Origin of the sequence: Streptomyces sp. NPDC048565, assembly GCF_040650935.1 — a bacterium.
GTDB lineage: Bacteria > Actinomycetota > Actinomycetes > Streptomycetales > Streptomycetaceae > Streptomyces.
Genome location: NZ_JBEZIH010000015.1, coordinates 79,501 through 99,377 on the forward strand (window position 1 = coordinate 79,501; position 19,877 = coordinate 99,377).

General features: G+C 71.0%; 17 protein-coding genes. 10 read left to right on the plus strand and 7 right to left on the minus strand.

All coding sequences use genetic code 11. The features are described from left to right. Positions 1 to 10 precede the first annotated feature (10 nt). Positions 11 to 775, minus strand: coding sequence for a 4'-phosphopantetheinyl transferase superfamily protein (locus AB0C75_RS19455; RefSeq protein WP_362892350.1), 765 nt, complete (start codon positions 773 to 775; stop codon positions 11 to 13). A 403-nt stretch (positions 776 to 1,178) separates the two neighbouring features. On the opposite strand from AB0C75_RS19455, the gene AB0C75_RS19460 reads away from it, so the two are divergent. Further along, a complete protein-coding gene (locus tag AB0C75_RS19460) occupies positions 1,179 to 1,388 on the plus strand; it encodes a hypothetical protein (protein WP_362892352.1) in 210 nt (69 codons plus the stop codon). 158 nt (positions 1,389 to 1,546) lie between these two features. Then, a complete protein-coding gene (locus tag AB0C75_RS19465; RefSeq protein WP_362892354.1) occupies positions 1,547 to 3,460 on the plus strand; it encodes a BTAD domain-containing putative transcriptional regulator in 1,914 nt (637 codons plus the stop codon). 375 nt (positions 3,461 to 3,835) lie between these two features. Here AB0C75_RS19465 and AB0C75_RS19470 read toward each other — a convergent pair whose 3' ends face one another. The 4 genes from AB0C75_RS19470 to AB0C75_RS19485 all read right to left on the minus strand — a co-directional run bounded on the left by AB0C75_RS19470 (position 3,836) and on the right by AB0C75_RS19485 (position 9,631). Then, on the minus strand, positions 3,836 to 5,041 hold the full coding sequence (locus AB0C75_RS19470) for a beta-1,3-glucanase family protein (protein ID WP_362892356.1): 1,206 nt from the start codon (positions 5,039 to 5,041) through the stop codon (positions 3,836 to 3,838). A 58-nt stretch (positions 5,042 to 5,099) separates the two neighbouring features. Then, positions 5,100 to 6,440 (minus strand): family 16 glycosylhydrolase, encoded by a 1,341-nt coding sequence (locus tag AB0C75_RS19475; RefSeq protein ID WP_362892358.1) that lies wholly within the window; start codon positions 6,438 to 6,440, stop codon positions 5,100 to 5,102. Between the two features lie 297 nt (positions 6,441 to 6,737). Next, positions 6,738 to 7,793 (minus strand): DUF2804 domain-containing protein, encoded by a 1,056-nt coding sequence (locus tag AB0C75_RS19480; RefSeq protein ID WP_362892360.1) that lies wholly within the window; start codon positions 7,791 to 7,793, stop codon positions 6,738 to 6,740. 131 nt (positions 7,794 to 7,924) lie between these two features. Next, entirely contained in the window at positions 7,925 to 9,631 is a 1,707-nt protein-coding gene (locus tag AB0C75_RS19485) for a bifunctional 3'-5' exonuclease/DNA polymerase (protein ID WP_362892362.1), read from the minus strand. A gap of 143 nt (positions 9,632 to 9,774) precedes the next feature. Between AB0C75_RS19485 and AB0C75_RS19490 the strand changes: the two genes are divergently transcribed. The 3 genes from AB0C75_RS19490 (at position 9,775) to AB0C75_RS19500 (ending at position 14,099) form a co-directional block, all read left to right on the plus strand. Continuing rightward, a complete protein-coding gene (locus AB0C75_RS19490; protein ID WP_362892364.1) occupies positions 9,775 to 10,704 on the plus strand; it encodes an NADP-dependent oxidoreductase in 930 nt (309 codons plus the stop codon). Positions 10,705 to 10,755: 51 nt separating this feature from the next. Further along, a complete protein-coding gene (locus tag AB0C75_RS19495; RefSeq protein WP_362892521.1) occupies positions 10,756 to 11,943 on the plus strand; it encodes a DUF2786 domain-containing protein in 1,188 nt (395 codons plus the stop codon). A 74-nt stretch (positions 11,944 to 12,017) separates the two neighbouring features. Continuing rightward, a complete protein-coding gene (locus tag AB0C75_RS19500) occupies positions 12,018 to 14,099 on the plus strand; it encodes an FUSC family protein (RefSeq protein WP_362892366.1) in 2,082 nt (693 codons plus the stop codon). Positions 14,100 to 14,110: 11 nt separating this feature from the next. On the opposite strand, the gene AB0C75_RS19505 is transcribed toward AB0C75_RS19500, so the two are convergent. Then, the gene (locus AB0C75_RS19505; RefSeq protein WP_362892368.1) at positions 14,111 to 14,593 is read right to left on the minus strand and encodes a hypothetical protein; all 483 of its coding nucleotides are present in this window, start codon (positions 14,591 to 14,593) and stop codon (positions 14,111 to 14,113) included. A 277-nt stretch (positions 14,594 to 14,870) separates the two neighbouring features. Here AB0C75_RS19505 and AB0C75_RS19510 point away from each other — a divergent pair, with 277 nt between their 5' ends. Next, complete coding sequence (locus AB0C75_RS19510; protein ID WP_362892371.1) at positions 14,871 to 15,113, plus strand: DUF397 domain-containing protein; 243 nt, start codon at positions 14,871 to 14,873, stop codon at positions 15,111 to 15,113. A gap of 75 nt (positions 15,114 to 15,188) precedes the next feature. On the opposite strand, the gene AB0C75_RS19515 is transcribed toward AB0C75_RS19510, so the two are convergent. Next, positions 15,189 to 15,788, minus strand: a complete 600-nt coding sequence (locus AB0C75_RS19515; RefSeq protein WP_362892373.1) for an ATP-binding protein — start codon at positions 15,786 to 15,788, stop codon at positions 15,189 to 15,191. 353 nt (positions 15,789 to 16,141) lie between these two features. Between AB0C75_RS19515 and AB0C75_RS19520 the strand changes: the two genes are divergently transcribed. From AB0C75_RS19520 to AB0C75_RS19535, 4 genes are all read left to right on the plus strand, one after another. Then, positions 16,142 to 17,026, plus strand: a complete 885-nt coding sequence (locus AB0C75_RS19520) for a helix-turn-helix transcriptional regulator (protein WP_362892523.1) — start codon at positions 16,142 to 16,144, stop codon at positions 17,024 to 17,026. A 54-nt stretch (positions 17,027 to 17,080) separates the two neighbouring features. Next, on the plus strand, positions 17,081 to 18,538 hold the full coding sequence (locus AB0C75_RS19525) for an aldehyde dehydrogenase family protein (RefSeq protein ID WP_362892375.1): 1,458 nt from the start codon (positions 17,081 to 17,083) through the stop codon (positions 18,536 to 18,538). A gap of 84 nt (positions 18,539 to 18,622) precedes the next feature. Beyond that, complete coding sequence (locus AB0C75_RS19530; protein ID WP_362892377.1) at positions 18,623 to 19,177, plus strand: DinB family protein; 555 nt, start codon at positions 18,623 to 18,625, stop codon at positions 19,175 to 19,177. 18 nt (positions 19,178 to 19,195) lie between these two features. Further along, entirely contained in the window at positions 19,196 to 19,837 is a 642-nt protein-coding gene (locus tag AB0C75_RS19535) for a PadR family transcriptional regulator (RefSeq protein WP_362892379.1), read from the plus strand. Positions 19,838 to 19,877 lie beyond the last annotated feature (40 nt).

Sequence of the window (19,877 nt, forward strand, 5' to 3'; positions counted from 1 at the left end):
GGCCATCTCCTCATCGTGAGTCGGTCGGCTTCTCGGGTCCGGTCAGCCAGGTGTGTCGCCCCGCGGACCGGTGGTCGCCCTCGACGGCGAGGGCGACCAGGTGCTGGGGGCCGGGGCGGAAGAGCTCGAAGGACCAGGAACCGGGGCGTACGGTGTCGCGCACGGTGATCCGTTCCTCGTCCGCCGGTCCGCGCGAGGCGAAGGAGAATTCTGCGAGGCTCCGGTGCAGCCCCACCCCCTGGGCCTTGAGGTAGGCCTCCTTGAGCACCCAGAGCTCGCCCACCCGGGCGCACAGTGCGCCCGGATCAAGCGCGGAGAGGTCCAGGAGTTCCTCGGAGGCGAAGAACTTGCTGATGTGGTGGGCCGACTCGGCTGAAACGACGTCCCGCTCCACATCGACTCCGCACGCCCGCCCCACGGTCACGGCGCAGACGACCAGGCCTTCGGTGGCGGCGAGGCTGAACCGCACGCCGTCGACGTCGGACTCGGGTTCGGGACGCCCGTGGCGACCGATCGCGAAGCGCCACCCGTCCAGTGGGCGGCCGGTGCGGGCACTGAGTGCGGCACGGCACAACAGCCGTTTGGCCAGGAACCGTTGCCGTGTCTCCGGCCGCAGCAGCCGCGCCATCCTGTCGCGTTCGGCCGGACTCAGCAGGCGGTCGCCGCCGTGTTCCTCGGCGAACGCGGCGATGGCGTGTTCCGGCAGCAGCCACACGTCGGCCGTCCCGGTCCCCGCCTCGCGGCCGGTGACGGTGGCGGTGGTGAACCCGCTCATGAAGCGGCGGCCGGGCCGGGCGGCCCGCTCCCGTCGCTTGCCGCCTCGTCGTACAGCCCCTCAGCAACCGCGCTCTCGGCCGGGTACAGGGGCGGCAGGGGACTGCCGACTCCGGCGAGACAAAGGTTCTCGGTCCTCATCGCGGCGAATCCTTCGTGGTGGGTGGCCTTGGCGGCAAGCACAACAGCTGTGGCCCCGAGCCCTCATGAGTAGGCGGTACTCAACCCCGTCCTTGGACACGGTCCGAGCGCGATGGCGTCGGGCAGCGCCGATGCACCGCGTCGGGTGCACGCCGCGCGCGACGTGAGTAGCGACTACTCGGGTGCGCCCGGACGCCCGGTGCAATGCTGTCCCGCCGCCGCTCGCCGCAGCCGCGGTCCTGGGCACGGACGGAGGCGATCCGATGTCGTGGCCGCGTCCGGAACCGGCGACCTGTCCGACCCCGCTGAGCTCGCTCGGCTCCAGACGGCCGAGTTGCACCGGCCGGACCGACCTGGAGGAGCGCTACGCCCGCAAGCGGGTGGAATCATCACCCGCCCGGTCGGACGTCGTGGAGTCCGCGAAGGGCGCGGACGCGCAGCCCGCTGATGAAAGCCCGGCGCCTGTCGAGTGACGGTGAACTGCCGACGCCGGGGGAGGGAATCGTGCGCGATGAGCGTCCGGCCCGCGCGACGCTCACTGGAATGATCGCTTCCGCTATCCCCCTCGCAATAGAGTGCTCGGGATGGGCGAAATCGGCGAGTTACCAACCGGCGCACGGCGGGGGTTGAGTTGCGAACTGTACGAGGTTCCGAACTGCGCACCGCACGCACAAAGGCAGGGTTGACACAGGACGAGGTGGCACGCAGGGCGTCCGTGAGCGTGCGCACGATACGTCATATAGAACACGGTTACGTCAAGGCACCCCGTCGCGAGACGCTGACACGTATCGCCGAAGTCGTCGGATGGCAGCCCACGATGCCGGAGGGGGAACCCGGCGTCCCGGATACCTCCGTCTCCCGGCCCTGTGTCCAGGAGATCCGGGTGCTAGGACCGCTCTCGGTCCTGAGCGGCGAGCGGTCCGTGTCGATGCCGGGTAAACAACGCGCCCTGCTCGGTCTGCTCGCCGTACAGCCGGACCGAACGGTCACTCACGAGGAGATCGCGGACGTGCTGTGGCGCGGCGAGGCCCCGCTCTCCTATTCGCAGCTCGTGCATACCCATGTGGCCCGGTTACGCAGGATCATCGATCCTTCCCCCGGTCGCGGCGCCACCGCTCGCACGATCCGCACCGTCCGAGGCGGATACGTCTTCGACAGTGCGGGCGCACGGCTGGATCTGTGCCGGTTCGAGGATCGCACGGCTCTGGCCCGCAGGGCTGTGGCGCACGAACCGCCCACCGCCCTCGACCTCTACGCCCAGGCCCTGCACCACTGGCAGGGCCGGCTGCTGCACGATCTTCCCCAGCTCTGGCACCACCCCTCGGTGGTGCGCGTCGCCCAGCGCCATATCGACGTGGCCATCGAGTTCGCCGATCTGGCCCTGCGGTTGAACCGGCCCGCCCTCGCCGTGGAACACCTCAGGATCGCCTCGTACGAGGAGCCGCTGCACGAGCCCCTCCAGGCCCGCATCATGCTGGCGCTCGCGGGGTCCGGACGCCGGGGCGCGGCCCTGCAGCTCTTCGCCGAGCTGCGGACGCGACTGAAGGAAGAACACGGCGTGGAGCCGAGCGAGGACATCAGGCAGGCTCGCGAAGTCGTCCTTCGGCAGAGCGGCGCCGACGGGCGCGGCTCACCCTCCGGGACCGTGCCCCGGCCGACGGGGGCACGGCTTCTCGCCGCGCCGTACCGCACGGCCGCCGGCCCGCCGGCCCATCAGGCCGCGACCGTGCCCGGCCGTCCCCACAGCATCGAGATGCCTGCCCAGCTCCCCCCGGTGTCCGGTCCCTTCACCGGACGGGCACAACAGCTGGACGCCCTGGACAGCCTGTTGCATGAGCGGGACGGCAAGAGCGGCTCCCTGGGTATCGCGGTCGTGCACGGCCCCCCGGACATCGGCAAGAGCGCTCTGGCCGTGCGCTGGGCGCACCATCGGCTCGGCGCGTTTCCCGACGGGCAGCTCTACGCCGGCCTGCAGGGCAGTGTCGCCGTCTCACAGCGGACGGTGACTCCGGGCATGGTCCTCAGCGGGTTCATCCGTTCCCTCGGTGTACGCGACGACCGGTTGCCCGCGACCCAGGAGGAGGCGACCGCGCTGTTCCGCAGCTTGCTGGCCGGCCGTCGCTTCCTCGTGGTGCTGGACGACGTGGCGGACGCCTCCCAGGTCCGCTGCCTCCTGCCGGGCGCACCGGGCAACGGGGTGATCGTCACGAGCCGGTCCCCCCTCGTCGACCTGGCGACACGCGAGGGCGCCCTCTCCGTGGCGCTGGGCGCGTTGACCGACGAGGAGGCTCGGGAACTCGTCGTGACGCACCTGGGCGTGGAGCGTACGGACGCCGAACCGGGGGCCGCCGAAGAGCTGGCGGCGGTCTGCGGCCACCTTCCGCTGCCCCTGCGGAGGGCCGTCGCCCAGCTTGCCGTCAGACCGTGGGGATCCATCTTCGAACTCGCCGCCGAGATCGCCCGAGGGGAAAGCGGGAACGGATCGAATCTCTACCCGTTTCGGCCCCTCCGGCCCTCCCCGCACGACCTGCGGCAATGCCGTTGACGGCCGGGAGCGGAGGCTGACATGACCGCTGACAGCCTTACGGCGAGCTGACAGCACCTGCCGCTTCTCCGCCTCGTCCATAACCGCGGCTCGGCGTGTTGATTGCACGTCAGGCCGCCGGCGATCTCTCCGGGAACTACATGGCCCGGCCTTGAGTGGGGCCGGCGGTTCCGGGCGGAAGCCGGCTCGACGGCGACCGATCGAATGGGGGGAACTGCCGCGGAGATCAATGTCCCGGGTGTGCTCTCACGTGTGTCCGAACCAATTTGCCCCACGGCCGGTACCGGGCGCCCGCGTGCACTGTCCAGCCCTGCGCTGACAGTGCGCTGACGCCCGGTGACCGGGGAAACCCGAGGTCTGGCCTGCTGCCTACGGTCAGAACGCCGTCAGCGTCAGCGTGGCGCCCGTGGGGGCGGTGTCCTGGATGTACGAGGCGAAGTCGGCCACGTCGTCGAAGGCGAAGCCGTACGCCTTGCCGTCCTCGGTCGCCGCGTGGATGGCTGCCGCGTAGTGGTTGGTCAGCTGCGACGCGGTGTAGAACGCGGCCGGGTCGGTGCTGGGCTGGGCCGGTTCGCTGATCAGCGTGGAGCGGTTGAAGCCGGCGCCCAGGACGGCGGCGACGGGTCCTGTGGTGCCGTCGTTGGGGGCGGCCAGGTTCCCGTCGCAGAAGAGCACGTCACGGGTGGTCGGCTTGCTGAACGAGACCGACGCGGGGCCGTCGAACACGAACTGGTCGCCGCGGACCCGGCCGGTGAAGGCGCCCGCGTTGGTGGTGACGGTGAGGTCCTTGCCCGTGTAGGTGCTCCACACCTCGTCGATGTACGGGGCGAAGTAGTCCTTGTCGAAGATCCCCGCGTCCAGACCGTGGCCGGGGGCGATGATGCGCCGGTCGTCCACCACCAGGGGGGCGAACTCGGGGATCTTGCTGAGGGCCGCGAACGCCTGCGCGCGTCCGCCGTCGCGCAGGGTGCCGACGGTCTGGTTCTCGGAGCCGGTCAGGCCGATGCTCAGGGGGACGCTGAACATGTCGACCATGGTGGTGTTGCAGTACATCCCGGAGGAGTTGTACGTGAACTCCGCGCAGTCGTGCAGCACGGAGTAGTTGGGGTCGGTGGTCACCCAGCCCGCGGGGTACTGGAGGGCGCCGTTGCCGTCGCCGTCCTCGACCGCCTTGAACTTCAGCTTGTCGCCCAGGGCGACGTAGATACGGCCGGACATGTACGGCAGCGACAGCTTCGTCTCACCGCTGCCGGACAGCTCGATGGCGTAGTCGGTGAAGCCGTCGTCGCCGTTGTCGGAGAGGGCTATCGGGGCCAGGGTGCCCTCGGGGGTGAGCCGGACCTGCTTGCCGTCCTGGTTGCCCACGATGTAGAGGAACACCGAGGAGTTGTCGTACGAGCCGGAGTTGTTGACGATCGTCAGCGGCAGAGCGCCATCGGCCTTCGTGCCGTTGTCGTCCGAACCGGCCGTGGCGAGGGCGTGCGGGGCGATCATCGCGATCGCGGGGACGGCCACCGCTGCACCGGCCAGAGTGGTGAGCAGCTTGCGGCGGGAAACGTTGAGCTGGTGGCGGGGGGTCATGAGAGAGCCCTTCCTTCGTGCGGGTGGTGGTGGGGGGTGGCAGGCCGGGCCGAGGGGGTCAGCCGACGGTCCACTTCTGGTTGGTCTCGCCGGTGCATGTCCAGATCCGGAGCCGGGTGCCGTCGGCCGCGGAGCTGTCCGTGGCGTCGAGGCACTTGTCCGCCGCGGTGTTGGTCAGGTCACCGGCCTCGGTGTGGACCCAGCTCTGGGATCCGTCGCCGTCGCAGCCGCTGAGCTGGACGGCGGCGCCGTCGGCGGTGGAACCGTCCTGCACGGTCAGGCACTTGCCCAGCGCGCGTACGGTTCCGTCGTCGGCCAGGGTCCACTTCTGGGCGTCGACGCCGTTGCAGTCGTGCAGCTGAATCGGGGTGCCGTCGGCGTCCGATGCGCCCGCGACGTCCACGCACATGCCGCCGATGCCCTTGATCGGGCCGGCCGTGCCGGTGCCGCCGTCCCCGCCTTCATCTCCGCCGCCGCTGCTGCTGCCGCTGTCACCTTCGCCGGAGTCGTCGGATGCGGTGACCCGTACGTAGTCGATGGTCATCGTCTGCGGGAAGGCGGTGTCACCGTTCGGGCTGCCGGGCCAGTCACCGCCGACGGCCAGGTTCAGGATGATGAAGAAGGGGTGGTCGAAGACCCACTTGTTGCCGTTCACATCGGAGGGGGTGCGGGTCTGGTAGGCCTGGCCGTCCACCGACCAGACGATCGAGTTCGGGCTCCAGTCGACCGCGAAGGTGTGGAAGTCGTCGGCGAAGGCCTTGCCGTCCGGCAGGCTGTACGACGCGCCGATGCCTCCGCCGCCCGAATAGCCGGGACCGTGGACGGTGCCGTGAACGGTGTCGGGCTCCATGCCGACGTTCTCCATGATGTCGATCTCGCCGCTGTCCGGCCATCCCGCGCTGCCGAAGTCGTCGCCGAGCATCCAGAAGGCAGGCCAGATGCCCTGGCCGCGCGGAATCTTGATCCGGGCCTCGTAGCGGCCGTACGCCTGCGTGAAGGTCTGCGCGGTGTTGAGCCGGGCGGAGGTGTACTGGCAGGGCCCGTACCAGCAGTCGAGGCCGGAGTCGCTGTTCTCGCGGGCGGTGAGCACCAGGTTCCCGTCGCCGTCCAGGGACGCGTTCTCGGTGCTGTCGGTGTAGTACTGCAGCTCGTTGTTGCCGTTGCCCGAACCGCCGGTCTCCAGGGTCCACTTCGAGGAGTCCGGCGCGCTGCCCGCGGCGCCGTCGAACTCGTCGGCCCAGGTCTGCTCGGCGGAGGAGGAGGCGTCGGAGGGGGCGGCGGCGTCGGCCTGGGAGGTGCCTGGGCCGGTCGAGTTGATCAGGAATGCTGCGGCGAGGGCTGCGGCGAGCAGGAGGACCAGTCCGCCTAGTGACCATCTGCGTGCGCGGTGGGTGGCCATGGTCTACGTACCTTTTCTGGGGGGAAGAAACAGGACACGGAGCCGGCGGTGACGGGCGGGAAGGCATGAGGGACGCGCGGGGGGCACGCCTGAGAGCGCTCTCGCCCTGCGGTGTTCGCCGCCGACGGAGCCTGATGCTACGCAGATGCCGGGCATCGGCCAACCATGCTTGCAACGATGAAATCGCCCTGAGCTGGTCTTCTTTGAGAGAACGGCTCCGAGGCCCGCATTGCTTAAGGCGCCTTTAGCCCGGGCTTAAGTTCGCGAGCGGTTCCTGGCACCGGCACCCCGGGTGAGTCACCAGCGCATGTGGACGTCCTCGGCCCAGCCCAGCAGCTGCTCCACGGCGATCTCCTCGCCGTCGTCGGTGCGGATCCGGCCGTTGTAGTGCCCGAAGCACTGGTCGGTGCGGTTGGCGATCAGGCCCACGTCCGTGTGCACGGCCCGGTTGTGGAACGGCGTGAACGTCAGGTCCACCTGGCCGGACGAGGGGGTACGGAGGGTCCAGGGTGCCAGCGGGTCGGAGGGGGACCACCGCCAGTCCAGCTCCTCGCCGATCTTGGTGAGCCGGCCGTCCACGCAGAGGCCGTTCTCGGTGGAGCCTGTGCCCTCCGTCCAGCGTCCGCCGAACTGGAGGCCGACCGTGTGCCCGTCCGTACGGCCGGACGCGGCGCCCCAGTTCCAGTCGACCGTGCGCGGCCAGCGCCCACGGCCGTGGTCCAGGACGGCCCACGTCTCGTTGTCCTCCCCGCCGAACGTCAGGATCTCGGCCCCGATCCGCACCCGGCCGGAGGCGGGGAGCGCGGTGTGCTTGGAGGTGTACTGGAAGCGTTGCTCGCTCCACGGCACGACCACGGAGAGCGACTCGTGCCCTTCGGGCCGCGACACCAGGAGGCCGATCTCGAGCGGCAGGCGTTCCGGGGTCAGGCAGCGGGCCCGGAGCCTCGTGCCCGCGTTCTCGTCACGGATCTCGATGCGCACCCTGCTGCCGGTCGGCCGGGCCGGGCCGACGACCACGTCCTCGGAGCCCGGCGCCCCGGCGATGGTGTCGGGGAGGTGGACACCCCGGCCGGCGGGGACGATCGAGGAGCACTCGAACTCGCGGCCCCCGGGGCCGAATTCCAGGAAGTAGACCGTGTTCAGGGCCAGGAAGTCGAGGTCGCTCACCGTCAGGGCCACCAGATGGGTGGGCGTGGTCACGCACCAGTACTCCCACCGCTTCGTCCGGCCCCAGCCCCGCAGATTGGCCCGGTGCAGCGGCTTCCTGGACCAGCCGACCGCCGCCGGATCCAGGCTCCCGTCGGGCAGGCAGAGGTCGACGGGCTCGGTGATCTCGTGCTCGTGCGTCGCCATGGCCGGAGCCTATAGGGGGCACGGCGCCCCGCCCGGCTGCGGCTCAGGCGCATGACCCGCCCGGCTGCGGCTCAGGGGGTGACCCGCCCGGTTACGGCTCAGGGGGTGACCCGCCCGGCAACGGCTGAGGGCTACTTCGCGTCCGAATAGCGCTCGACGACCGCCGTGCTGAACGGGAAGCGCACCGGTGTGTCCCCGAACGTGACGCGGCCCGCCAGCTCCCCTGCTTCGCGGATCGCCTCCACCACCGCTGGCGCCTCTTCGGCGGGGCAGTGCACGATCACCTCGTCGTGCTGGAAGAAGACCAGCTCCGCCCGCATCCCCCCGGCGGTGAGCGCCTGCCGCAGCGCCGCCAGGAGCAGCAGAGCCCAGTCCGCCGCGCTGCCCTGGACCACGAAGTTACGGGTGAAGCGGCCCCGCGCACGGGCGTTGGACGAGGCGTAGCCCGGGGTGAAGCCGTACGCGCCGCTGCCCTCCACGGGCGGAGGCTCCTCGCTCTCCTGCGGAATACCCGCCTCCTCGTCCTCACCCGCGCCGGCGGCGGGCGGGCTGGTGCGGCCGAGCCAGGTGCGGACGAGGCGGCCCTCCTCGCCGGCCTTCGCCGCGTCGTCGACGTAGGCGACGGCGTGCGGGAACCGCCGGCGCAGCGCCGCCAGGTTCTTCAGGCCGTCGCCCGAGGTCTGCCCGTAGATCGCGCCGAGCAGTGCGATCTTGGCGTGGTCGCGGTCGCCGTGGAACGCCCGGTCGGACAGGGCCTTGTAGAGATCGCCCTCGTGTCCTGCCACCTCCATGAGACCCCGGTCGCGGGAGATCGCGGCCAGCACGCGCGGCTCCATCTGGTCGGCGTCCGCCACGACCAGCCGCCAGCCCTCGTCGGCGACGACCGCCTGGCGTATCACCTTGGGGATCTGCAGCGCCCCGCCGCCGTTGGTCGTCCAGCGCCCACTGACCGTGCCTCCCGGCTGGTACTCGGGGCGGAAGCGCCCCTCGCGCACCCAGTCCTGGAGCCAGCTCCAGCCATGTGCGGTCCAGACGCGATACAGCTTCTTGTAGCGGATCAGCGGCTTCACCGCGGGGTGGTCGAGCTCCTCCAGCTCCCACCGCCGGGTCGACCTGACCTTGATTCCGGCCTGCCCGAACGCCTTCACGACATCGGCCGGCAGGTCGGGCCGCACCCGTCTGCCGAACGCGGCGGACACCTCGTCCGCGGCCTCGGCCAGCCTGCGGGGCTCGCCACCGCCCGCGTAACGCTCGCCGAGCAGGTCGTCCAGCACCTCGCGGTGCACATCGGCGCGCCAGGGGAGACCTGATCTGTTCATCTCGGCGGCGACCAGCATGCCCGCGGACTCGGCGGCCGTGAGCAGCCGCATCCTGCCGGGGTGCTCCGCCGCCTCGTGACGGCGGAGCTGCTCCGCGTAGACCTCGAGCAGCGCCTCGAACGGCAGATCCGCGCCGGAGAGCGGCTCGAAGAGAGAGGACTGGGAGCCAGGCTCCGCCGAGCGGGGCGGCGGATCGGGCGGCACGGGTGCATGCCGCAGCCGCGCCCAGGCCGCAGCGGCGGAGCGGGGCTCCCCGAGCCGGCCCTCATGGCCGAGGAGCAGCAGCTCGGCACACTCGATGTCGTAACACCGCTGGACCCGCAGGCCCGCCGCGAGCAGCAGGGGATAGATCCCGGTGGTCGAACGCCAGACCCAGCGCACCACATCGGGGCGGGAGCGGACGGACTCGGCGAGGTCGGGCTCGGACAGGACGGGACCGGCGGGCAGGCCGTCGCGTGTCAGCGGCACGAGGAGTGCGCCGCCTCCATCCGCGGAGGCCAGGGCCCAACGTTCGGTCATGGGCCGAGTCTTGCACCCGGCACTGACATCCCTGCGGCAGTGGGCCCCGGCCCAGCGCGCGGACGCGTCCGACTGCCGCGAGGATCGAGGGTGCGGTGCGCGCGGCGCGTACCGGGACATGGCAGGTGGCGGAGGAGACGGTGATGGAAGCGATCGTGTACGACGAGTTCGGCGGTCCCGAGGTCCTGCGCAAGGGCCAGGTCGATGACGTCCACGCGGGCCCCGGGCAGATCCGGGTGGAGGTCAGGGCCGCGGGGGTCAATCCGGTCGACCACAAGATCCGCAGCGGCTGGATGGAGGCGGCGTTCCCCACCCCGCTGCCCGCGACACCCGGCAGCGAGTTCGCCGGAGTCGTCGACGAGACCGGTGAGGGCGTCACGGATTTCGCGGTCGGCGACGAGGTCCTGGGCCGGAGCGCGACCGGCGCGTACGCGGAGTACGTCCTGGCCGATGTGGGCGCCGTCGCTCCCAGGCCGGAGGGTCTCGGCTGGGCGGAGGCGGCCGCGCTGCCCGTGGCGACCGCGACCGCGGCGCGGGTGCTCGACGAGCTCGCGGTGTCCGCGGGCGAGACCCTGCTGGTGCACGGGGCGTCCGGCGCGGTCGGCTCCGCCGCCGTCCAGCTGGCCGCGGCCCGTGGCGCCACCGTCATCGGGACCGCCTCACCGGCCAACCACGACTATCTGCGGGTGCTGGGCGCCGTCCCGGTGGCCTACGGGGAGGGGCTGGTGAGCAGGGTGCGGGAGGCCGCGCCGCAGGGCGTGGACGCGGTGTTCGACGTGGCGGGCAAGGGCGCGCTGGCGGACTCGGTGGAGCTGCGCGGCGGCACGGCCGACCGGATCACCACCATCGCCGACCCGGACGCCGCGCGTTACGGGGTGGCCTTCTCGGCGGGCGGCGGGAGCAGTCCGGACGAGAGCAGGCGGCTGGAGGAGTACGCGCGAGCGGCGGCCGCCGACGGTCTGCGGATCCCCGTCGAGCGGACCTTCCCGCTCGGTGAGGCGGCGCGGGCCCAGCAGCTGAGCGAGGCCGGACACGTACGCGGCAAGCTCGTCCTGCTCCCCGGGGAGCACTGAGCGCGTCGCTGCCGTCCTCGCGACGCCCCTTACGCTGGCCCGATGGAATCGGTGGAATCGGTGACCGACCGGGCGTGTGCCGCAGCCCTGTACTCGGAGGGAGACGCGGGTCTGGACACCGGCGCCTCCCTCCTGGCCGCGGACCCGTCCGCCGACGACGAGCTGCACCGCAGGGGCCAGGAGTTCCTCCGGCGGGCCTGGACACGCGGCTGGCAGCCCGCCGACGTCGTACGGACCGTCCGCCGCGAGCTGGACGAGTCCGGTGCCGAGCTCGTCTCCACCCTGATCACCGCGGAGACAGCGGGCTACGGCTCGCTGCCCCCACGCTGGGCCGACCAGCTGGCCGCCCTGCCCGCCCCCGCGCCGCGCAACCGGCCCGACCGCTTCACGTACGCCTCGGCGCTCCTGGAGCTGTACCGGCTGCTGCTGCGGCTCCCGGTCGTCGAGCCGGTCGGTCCTGTGCCGGGCACGGCCGCCGACGCTCCGCACCGGCCGCCGGCCGCGGGTGAGCCCCGCATGCTCACCAGGATCCGGGCACTGCTGGCCAAGGCCGAGGCGACCGGATTCCCGGAGGAGGCCGAGGCGCTCACCACCAAGGCGCAGGAGCTGATGGCCAGGCACAGCATCGACGAGGCGCTCATCGCCGCCCGTACGCACAGCGCCGTCACACCGGGGGCCGTCCGCATCGGGGTCGACGCCCCGTACGAGAGCGCGAAGGCCGTACTGCTCGACGCGGTCGCCTCGGCGAACCGCTGCCGCGCCGTGTGGAACAGCGACCTCGGCTTCACCACGGTCGTGGGCTTCGAGCCGGACCTGGAGGCCGTGGAGCTGCTCTTCACCTCCCTGCTGGTGCAGGGCACCGCCGCGATGACGAAGGCGGAGGCCGGACAGCGGGCAGGCGGGCGCAGACGGACCAAGACCTTCCGGCAGTCGTTCCTCATGGCGTACGCCCAGCGTCTCGGCAGCCGGCTCGCGGCGGACACCGAGCGGGTCACCGCAGCGGCCGGTTCCGAGGCCGCTTCCGAGGCCGTTTCCGAGGGCCGCGAGGGTGATCCCGGGGCACTGCTGCCCGTCCTGGCGGCCAGGGACGTCGCCGTCACCGACACCGCGGAGCAGATGTTCCCGAGGACCACCACGACCCGGCTGCGCGGGGCGACGGACGCCGAGGGCTGGACGCACGGCACGGCTGCGGCCGACCGGGCCAGGGTGGGCGGCGGAGGGCCGGAGATCCGCCGCTGACCGTGCGCGAGCCCGTCAGGCCGACGGAGCGGCATAAGTCGGAGTTGTCCGTATGTGCGGCTAGGCTCACCCCCATGAGCTGGCTCCGGGCGCTGAGGGAGACGGCCCGCTCGGGCCTGTCGATCGAGCGACGGCGTCTGGAACCGCTCATCGCGCTGCGCGGCGCCGCCGGCCTCGCGCTCGTCGTCGGGGTGAGCCTGGTGTTCTTCGGCCCGGTGATCGCCGCCGGGTCGGCCTTCGGCGCGTATCAGGCGGCCATCGCCACCTTCCAGCGCAGCTGGCGCCCCAGGCCCGTGCTCGCCCTGGTCTCCGGAGCCAGCCTCGCCGTGTCGACGTTCGTCGGCTATCTCACCGTGTCCCACACGCTGCTGTTCCTGGCCCTGCTGGTCCTCTGGACGTTCACCGCCGGGATGGCCTGGGCTGCGGGCCCGACGGGCGGCATCATCGCGGCCTCCAACGTCGCGATCGTGCTGGTCACGGTCACCCTGCCCACCTCCGTCGCCGATGCCGCCGCGCACGCGGCGATGATGGCGCTCGGCGGCCTCGTCCAGGCGTCGCTGATCGTGCTGTTCCCGATCCGCAGATGGGGTGTCCAGCGCGACGCGCTCGCCGACGCCCTGGCCGGCGAGGCCGATTACGCCCGCAGGCTGCGCAACGACCCGGTGGCGCCCTTCGACCCCGTACCGCTGATGACCGCGCGCGACGCCGCCGCCGTCACCCCACGCCAGGCCCGGCGCCGCCCCGCCGACCTGCACGGCGCGCGCGGGGTCGCCGAGCGGCTGCGGCCGGTCCTCGCCTCGCTGGCGGATCCCGCGCTGGGCGTCCCGGCCGAGGGCCCCGAGCGTTACTGGGCCTGGGAGATCCTCGGCGCCGCCGGATCCCTGCTCGACTCCGCGGCCAGGGCGGTACGCCACGGCGACCCGGTGCAGCTGGACGAGACGGCGCTTTCCGTCCTGAAGTCCCCCGACACCGAGGTGATCCTCACCGGTGCGCCGCGCCGCGCCGCGGAACGGCTGACCTCGTTGCTCGCCGACGTCATCGAGATCGCGGAGGGGACCGGCACGGACGACCGGACACCCGGCGAGCCGCTCATCCCGCACCGCCGCCGGCCCACCCTGCTGCGGCTGGTCCCTGTCGTCCACCGCTCCATGCGCCGCGAAATGCGCCGTGGATCGACGATCCTGCGTCACGCCCTCCGGGTGTCGGCGGTGGCCGCTGCGGGCTATCTCCTGGGTCTGGTCCTGCCCTTCGGCCACGGCTACTGGGTGCCCATGACCGCGGTGATGGTGATGCGCCCTGAGTTCACCCATACGTACTCGCGGTCCGTGGGCCGCTTCCTCGGCACCGTGATCGGCGTCGCCGTCGCCACCGGCATCGTGCAGGCGGCGCACCCCGACGCGCAGCTCTCCGCCGCGCTCGCCCTCGTCTGCGCCACGCTGAACTACCTGCTGATGCGCACCGGATACGCGGTCGGCCAGGTCTGCGTCGCCGCCTACGTCGTCTTCCTGCTCGGGATGGCCGGCGACGACTGGTCGCAGACCGTGCCCGAGCGGGTGATCCTGACCCTCATGGGCGGCCTGCTCGCGATGGCGTCGTACGCCCTCTACCCGGCCTGGGAGACCCCACGGCTGCGCGACCGGCTCGCCGGCTGGCTGGTCACGGACGGGCGCTACGCGGCGACGGTCCTCGACCGGTACGCCGACCCCGCGTCCAGGAGCCTGGAGGACGTGCGCACCGCCCTCCTCACCACCCGGGAGGCCCGCGTCGTCTGGCAGGAGGCGCTGAACACCGCACAGCACGAGCCCGTACGCCACCGGGGCATCTCCCGGATCTCCGCAGCGGACGCCCAGGACGCGCTCGCCCAGTTCGGCCGGGTCGCCATGCTCATGGAGGCCCATCTGCCGGCCGCTTCCGCGACCCCCGTGCCCGAGGCCGCGGAGCTCGCCGACGCGGTGCGCCGGGCCACCGAGGAGGGCGCGAAGGCGGTACGCGAGCGCCGCGTCCCGGACTGGGAGCCGGTCAGGAGGACGCTGGCGCGCCGGGAGGAGGCGGAGGGGCCGCCGCCCGACGCGTTCGTACGCAACGGGGCCACGCTGCTGCTCCGCGCCCTTGAGGACTTCTCGCGGGCACTGGAGATCAGCAGCGGACGGGCGTGAGTCCGGGCGCGTCAGGGAGCGGGGATCTCCGGCAGGCCCGACGGCAGTTCGGAGACATCGGCCTTGGACAGGGTGTCCTTCCCCCCGGCGTCCCAGGAGACGACGAGCTTCTCGCCGTCGTTGGACTCGACGGCGCCCATGGTGCGGTCGGTGTTCCCGTCCAGGCACTTCAGCGCGAGCATGGTCTTGCCGCCCATGTCCTTCACCTCGCCCTGACAGATGTGCTTGCCGGACGAGAGCGCCGCCTTCCCCGAGGCGACCGACAGGGCGACGGGCCCGCCGTCGGACGTGCCGGTCCAGGTGCCCTCCAGCGCCGTGGCGTCCTCGCCACCGGACCCGCCGTCCGTACCCCCGGCGGCCGTGGGCGGCGGGGTCGCGGAGTTCGTGGCCGGGGCCTTGTCCTCGGCGGGAGTGTCACTGCCGCAGGCGGTCAGTGCGAACGCGGCGACGAGGCCGGCGGCGGCAAGAGCGCCGGAGCGCGGAAGCCTGCCCATATGGAGTTCCCCCTTGTGGATTCACTGGCGAAGGACCGCGCCAAGCTACCAGGAGTGAGCGATACGACTCGGGGAAGTGGGAGCCGTATTGACGTTCCGTTCGTCTCTTCCTCATAGAGGTGGGAGATGGGTGAACAGAGGGGTGGGCGGATCGGGGGAAAAGCTGTAATCGCGCGCACACCCCCCGTGCACGTGCATCTGCTCATGCATTGGCATATGAACACAGCTATGATCCGAGCTAGTTGACACTTGCACCTTGCAACTCGGGGAGCGTCCTGTGCACCACGTGTACAACGGCATGGCGGCCACAGAGCTTCTCGGGGTCGTCTGGCAGAAGAGCAGACACAGCAACTCACAAGGATCGTGCGTGGAGTTCGCGAAACTGCCCGGCGGAAATGTGGCGATGCGGAACTCGCGCCACCCCGACGGGCCCGCGCTGGTCTATACACCGGCCGAGATCGAGGCGCTGCTTCTGGGCGTCAAGGACGGGGAGTTCGACCACCTGGCCGCCGGCGGCTGAGCGCACGGACGTCCCGGAGCGCACGGGCGGTCCCGTGCGCCCCGTCCCGGGCGGTGCCTTGTCTACAGGCCGTGTCTACAGGCCGTCGGGGTACGCGTCGACCGGGACGGGGCACTCCGGTGCCTCGTGGTCGCTCAGCCGGAACAGGGCCCAGACCACCTTGCCGAACCCTCCCTCGGGCGGGGTTTCCCCCGCCGGCACGGGGGAGGGGTGCCAGCCCCAGCCGTCGCTGAACGACTCGACGAGGAACAGGCCCCGGCCGGACTCGGCCGAATCCGGTGCCTCGCCCGCGACCGGACCCTTCTCGCTGGGATCGCGCACCGCGCACACCAGACGGGAGGACCAGCGCATCAGATGCAGCCGTACGGATGGATCTCGGCGCTCCCGGTCCCGGCGCTCCCGGTCCCGGCGCTCCCGGTCCTGGTGCTCCCGGTCCTGGCGTTCCCGTGCGGCATCGGACGGAAGAGCGTGCCGCAGCGCGTTGGTGACCAGCTCGGACACGACCAGGGCGACGTCGTCGAAGCGGTCGCACAGATCCCAGGAGTTCAGCGTCGTACGGGTGAACCTGCGTGCGCCGCCCACTGCCTCGTACCGGGCCGGCAGTGTGCAGGTGGCCGAGCCGGAGACCGCCGAGGGGTCGATGGGCCAGAGACCCTGCCGTAACGGCTCGAGCATCGTCGATCCATTCGTCCCCATGCGAGGCACTCCCGGGATTCGCGGCTGTAGCGGCACTGCTGTAGCGGCACTGCTTGTAGCGGGCACTGCGGGTACAGCGGCACAACACGTAACGAGCACGCAGGTGCGCGGGGCCCATGGTTCCGAATGCGCACAGCAGATGCAAGGGCAGATGCACGTGCACGCGCACGGTCTGCCCGGTAGCGTACCGGTTCGGGCCATTTCTTCTGCTTCAAAGTTTTGAAGGTTTCGGAAAGTCTTGCCATCTCTGTAATCGAATGAGTACGGGCTGAAGCGTTTTGGTGGCAGAATCCGCCTCCGGGGTTCGGGGGGATCCCGAAGTACGGGCAGCGATGGGGAGGGTTGGGAAGTCAGTGTCGGCAGGCGAGTCGAGTGGTTCTGTGGTGCGGCGCATCCTGCTGGGCTCACAGCTCAGGCGCCTGCGTGAGTCGCGCGGCATCACCCGTGAGGCGGCCGGCTACTCCATCCGTGCCTCCGAATCGAAGATCAGCCGCATGGAGTTGGGACGGGTGAGCTTCAAGGCCAGGGACGTCGAGGACCTGCTCACGCTGTACGGAGTCGCGGACGAGGCGGAGCGGGATTCACTCCTCGGCCTGGCCCGCGAGGCCAACGTGGCGGGCTGGTGGCACAGTTACGGCGATGTGCTGCCCGGCTGGTTCCAGACGTATATCGGTCTGGAGGGGGCGGCATCGCTCATCCGGATCTATGAAGTGCAGTTCGTCCACGGGTTGTTGCAGACCGAGGCGTACGCCCAGGCGGTCGTCGCGCGCGGTATGCCCGGCGCTCCCGCGGCCGAGATCGACCGCAGGGTCGCGCTGCGTCTGGCGCGGCAGAAGGCGCTCGTCTCCGAGCGCGCCCCGCGCTTCCACGCCGTGCTCGACGAGGCGGCGCTGCGCCGTCCGTACGGCGGGCGTGAGGTGATGCGTGCGCAATTGCGGCATCTGATCGATATGTCGGAGCAGCCGAACATCACCCTCCAAGTGATGCCCTTCAGCTTCGGTGGTCATGCCGGCGAGAGCGGGGCATTCACGATGCTGCGTTTTCCGGAATCCGATCTGTCGGACATTGTCTATTTGGAGCAGCTGACAAGTGCCCTCTATCTGGACAAGGCGGAAGAAGTCGCCCAGTACGAAAAGGCCATGGTCCGGCTGCATGAGGACAGCCCCGGGCCCGAGGAGAGCCGGGATCTTCTCCGCGGACTCCTCCAACTGACCTGATTCGCCAGTACGATGACTTACCGACAGGAGTCTGCGCCTGCAGTAAGGGATTGCATGTCCTTCCCCAGTGAACTGGCCCGCCAGTACATCGACGGCGAGTGGCTGACCGGCAACGGTGCGTGGGACATCATTGATATCAATCCCTACAACGGCGAGAAACTCTGCTCCATCACCGTGGCAACCGCGGCGGAAGTCGACCTGGCCTACCGGGCCGCCGAACGCGCGCAGCGGAAATGGGCGGCAGCCGGTGCTTATGAGCGGCGGGCCGTGCTGGAGAACGCCGTGCGTCTCGTCGGTGAGCGTGCCGGTGAAATTACCGAGCTCATCATCGACGAGCTCGGCGGTACCAGGGCGCGAGCCGAATTCGAGGTGCGGGCCGCGCAGGAGTTCCTGCGTGAGGCCGCGGGGCAGACGATGCGCGCCTCGGCCCAGCTGCTGCCCTCGGTCGCCGACGGCAAGGAGAACCGGGTCTACCGGCTGCCCATCGGGGTCGTCGGTGTCATCAGCGCTTTCAACTTCCCTTTCCTGGTGACGATGAAGACCGTCGCCCCCGCGCTCGCACTCGGTAACGCCGCCGTGGTGAAGCCCCATCAGAACGCCCCGATCGCCGGTGGCGGTCTGGTCGCCCGGATCTTCGAGGACGCGGGTCTGCCCGCGGGACTCCTGAACGTCCTGATCACCGACAGCGCCGAGATCGGCGACTCCTTCATCGAGCACCCCGTGCCCAAGCTGATCGCGTTCACCGGTTCGGACCGGGTCGGCCGCCACGTCGCCGCCGTCGCGGCCGGGCTGTTCAAGAGGACCGTCCTCGAACTGAGCGGCAACAGCGCCCTGGTGGTGCTGGAGGACGCCGACCTCGACCACGCGGTCAGCGCGGCGGTCTACAGCCGCTTCCTGTTCCAGGGGCAGGTCAGCATGGCCGCCAACCGCATCCTGGTGGACCGGTCCGTGGAGATGGAGTTCACCGCGCGGTTCACCGCCGCGGTGTCCGCCCTCGTGTCGGGGGACCCGCACGACCCGGACACGCGTATCGGGCCGGTCGTCAGCGCGTTCCACGCAGAGGCGCTCACCGCGCTGGTCGACGGGGCGATCGAGGCCGGTGCCACCGCGCTGGTACGGGGCCGTACGCGCGGCAATCTCGTCGAACCGACCGTCCTGGCCGGGCTGCCCGAGGGGTCACCGCTGCTGGAGCAGGAGATCTTCGGCCCTGTGGCGCTGCTGGTGCCCTTCGACGGTGAGGACGACGCCGTACGTGTCGTGAACGACAGCCCCTACGGGCTGAGCGGCGCCGTCCACACGGCGGACGCCGAGCGCGGGGTGCGCTTCGCCCGGCGCATCCGGGGCGGGATGTTCCATGTCAACGGCGCGACCGTGCAGGACGACCCGGCGGTCGCGTTCGGGGGCGAGAAGAGGTCAGGGATGGGCCGGCTGAACGGCGAGGCCGCCGTGGAGGCGTTCACCACCCGGAAGTGGATCTCCGTACAGCACGGGCGAACGGATTTTCCCTTCTGACGCGGCCCGGCGGGGACCGGAATTCGACCTGATGGGCCCGTACGTTGACCGCGCAAGCAGTCAATCGGCACGGAGGCACCCGTCATGGTCACGCACGTTCCCGCAGAGGCTCCAGGCGACGAGCGCGGCGCGCTCCTCGCCTTCGTCGAGGCGCAGCGCGGCGCGATCCGGCGGTCGGTGCTCGGCCTCACCGAGGAGCAGGCGGCGAGCCGCCCGGTTGCCAGTGAACTCTCCCTCTCCGGGCTGCTGAAGCATGTCGCCGAGACGGAGCTGAGCTGGCTGCGGATGGCGCAGCAGCGTCCGAACGAGCGGGAGCGGTCCGCGGAGCACCGGGCCGACGGCTTCCGGCTCACGGAGGGCGAGACGATCCCGCGGGTGCTCGAATTCTGGGCGAAGGTCGCCGCGGAGACGGAGTCCTTCATCCGTAACGACGTCGACAGCATGAACGACACCTTCCCGCTGCCCCCGGCGCCCTGGTTCCCGGAGAACGAACGCTGCTCCATGCGCTGGCTGCTGGTCCATCTCGTCGAGGAGACCGCGCGCCACGCCGGCCACGCCGACCTGCTGCGCGAGGCGCTGGACGGCCGGAAGGCCCTCGACCTGGTCATCGAAGAGGCGGGCTACCCTGGTCGAAGTTGACCACAAAGGGTGGGTGGTATGTCGGCGATCCGGCTCCTGGTCCTGGGCGCGGTGCGCCAGCACGGCCGCGCGCACGGCTATCAGGTGCGCAACGACCTGGAGTACTGGGGCGCCCACGAGTGGTCCAACGCCAAGCCGGGGTCGGTGTACCACGCGCTCAAGCAGATGGCGAAGCAGGAACTGCTCATCGCCCATGAGGTCGCCCCGTCCACGGCGGGCGGCCCGCCGCGCACCGAGTACGAGATCACCGGCAGTGGCACCCAGGAGTACTTCTCGCTGCTGCGGGCCTCGCTGACCTCGTACGACCAGAGCGTGGACGTGCTCTCGGCCGGCATCGGTTTCATCGTGGACCTGGAGCGGGCCGAGGCGGTGGCCCTCCTGCGCGAGCGGGTCACCGCCATCGAGGGCTGGCGTGCCTCGGTCACGGAGCACTACACACCGTCGGACGGCCCGGAGGCGCTCGGGCACATCGGTGAGGTCATGAACATGTGGGTCCACACGGCGGACGCGGGGGCGGAGTGGACCCGCGGTCTGATCGCACGGATCGAAGGGGGCGCGTACACCTTCGCGGGTGAGGGCGATCCCTTCGTCGGGGTGCTCGCCGAGGGGGAGCACAACCCCTACGCCACCGGTGTCGCGGACCCGGGGGATTCCGACTAATCAAGTTTGACGAATCGAATCGACGGGTCTACCTTCACCT